Source organism: Neisseria sp. P0021.S006, assembly GCF_051956895.1.
The window spans coordinates 1-2174 of the sequence record NZ_JBQCWZ010000159.1 but is presented as its reverse complement, the minus strand read 5'-3'; the positions used below and the strand labels follow the sequence as shown (position 1 = coordinate 2174).

Sequence of the window (2174 nt, the reverse complement as noted above, 5' to 3'; positions counted from 1 at the left end):
CATCGCCACTGCTTACAGCGACTCTATTCCGTTGGTAGTTATCAGCGGCCAGGTGGGCAACTCCCTTATCGGGACAGACGCATTCCAAGAAGTGGATACAGTCGGCATTACCCGCCCTTGTGTCAAACACAATTTCTTGGTAACCAATATCGCTGAGTTGGCAGACACCATCAAAAAAGCTTTCCAAATCGCCGCAAGCGGCCGTCCGGGTCCCGTTGTTGTCGATGTTCCTAAAGATGTCACCCAAGCGATGGCTAAATTCAGCTATCCGCAAGAAGACATCTTCATCCGCTCTTACCAACCGGTTGTACAAGGCCACATTGGTCAAATCAAAAAAGCCGTACAAATGCTGGCTTCCGCCAAACGCCCTATTGTTTACTTTGGCGGCGGTGTAGTTTTGGGCAATGCCTCTGAGGAAATGACCAAATTTGTCCGTATGATCGGCGCTCCTTGTGCCGGTACATTGATGGGCTTGGGTGCATACCCTTCCAGCGACCGCCAATTCTTGGGTATGCTGGGTATGCACGGTACTTACGAAGCCAACCTCGCCATGCAGAATGCAGACGTTGTACTGGCAATCGGTGCGCGCTTCGATGACCGCGTGATTTCCGTACCGTCCAAATTCTTTGAAAAAGCCAAAAAGATTATTCATATCGACGTTGACCCGTCCAGCATTGCCAAACGTGTCAAAGTGGATATCCCGATTGTCGGCGACGTGAAAAACGTATTGTCCGAAATGATTCAATTGTGGGGCAAGCAAGAATCTGCACCTGCTGCCGACTCATTGGATAAATGGTGGAAAAGCATCGAAGAATGGCGTTCGCGCAACTGCCTGTGGTTTGATAATGAAAGCGAAATCATCAAACCGCAATACGTCATTCAAAAACTGGCCGAAATCACCAATAATTCTGCCATCATTACTTCCGACGTTGGTCAACACCAAATGTTTACCGCACAATATTACCCATTCGAGCGTCCGCGCCAATGGCTCAATTCCGGCGGTTTAGGCACAATGGGCGTAGGCTTGCCATATGCCATCGGTGCGAAACTGGCCGCTCCTGATCAAGATGTATTCTGCATCACCGGCGAAGGCTCGATTCAGATGAACATCCAAGAGCTGTCGACCTGCTTCCAATACCGAGTTCCGGTTAACGTCGTTACCCTGAACAACGGCTACCTCGGCATGGTCCGCCAATGGCAAGAACTTTATTATGGCAACCGTGAATCGGAAACCTATTTCGACTCATTGCCTGATTTTGTCAAACTGGCTGAAGCCTACGGCCATATCGGCATCCGTGTGGACAAGAAATCCGATGTAGAAGGCGCGTTGCTGGAAGCATTAAACCAAAAAGACCGCCTGGTATTCCTCGATTTCTTGACTGATAAGAAACAAAACGTACTGCCTATGGTCGGCAACTGCAAAGGCTTGGACGAGATGGTTCTGCCGCCGCATATGCGCGAAACATTGTCAGCGTAAGGAGAGAAAAATGCGACATATCTTATCTATTCTGATGGAAAACGAATCAGGTGCGATGAGCCGTGTGGTAGGTTTGTTCTCCGCACGCGATTACAATATCGACTCCTTGGCTGTTGCGCCAACCGAAGACAAAACCTTGTCTCGCATGACCATCGTTACTCATGGCGACGAACACGTTATCGAGCAAATCACCAAACAACTCAACAAACTGATTGAAGTTATCAAAGTGGTTGACTTGAACGAAAGCCGTTTTGTCGAACGCGAACTGATGTTGGTAAAAGTCCGCGCCGTCGGCAAAGACCGCGACGAATTCCTGCGATTGACCGAAATCTACCGCGGCAGCGTTATTGATGTAACAGACCGCAGCTACACCATCGAAATCACAGGTTCCACCGAAAAACTCGACTCTTTCCTCGAAACAGTCGGTCGCGCCCAAATTTTGGAAACCGTACGCACAGGCGCAGCCGGTATCGGTCGTGGCGAGCGCATTTTGAAAATTTAACGCTGTATCGTTCAGACGGCCTTTTACTTTCAACAAAGGCCGTCTGAAAAACAGTAGTAGACAAATATGTCAAGCATCCAAATCGGTGCATTAGTTACCGTCAAACCCGAATACACCGAGGCTCTGGCTGCCCAATTTAAAGAATTGGTCAAAGCCAGCCGTGCAGAAGAAGGCAACATCAGCTACGACCTGCAC

The 2174-nt window shown here is 49.1% G+C and carries 3 protein-coding genes; all 3 read left to right on the top strand.

What is annotated here, in order from left to right; translation table 11 throughout:
* Positions 1-1477: biosynthetic-type acetolactate synthase large subunit (gene ilvB / locus ACTHUM_RS11915; RefSeq protein WP_440402958.1), on the top strand; the 1477-nt coding region annotated here is incomplete at its 5' end.
* Between the two features lie 10 nt (positions 1478-1487).
* A complete protein-coding gene (gene ilvN, locus ACTHUM_RS11910) occupies positions 1488-1979 on the top strand; it encodes an acetolactate synthase small subunit (RefSeq protein WP_003685820.1) in 492 nt (163 codons plus the stop codon).
* Positions 1980-2045: 66 nt separating this feature from the next.
* Positions 2046-2174 (top strand): putative quinol monooxygenase (locus ACTHUM_RS11905; protein WP_440402959.1); only part of this gene is annotated, 129 nt, incomplete at its 3' end.

Coding starts and splice junctions, on each gene's coding strand:
- ilvN (WP_003685820.1), top strand. CDS start 1,488: ATGCGACATATCTTATCTATTCTGATGGAAAACGAATCAGGTGCGATG.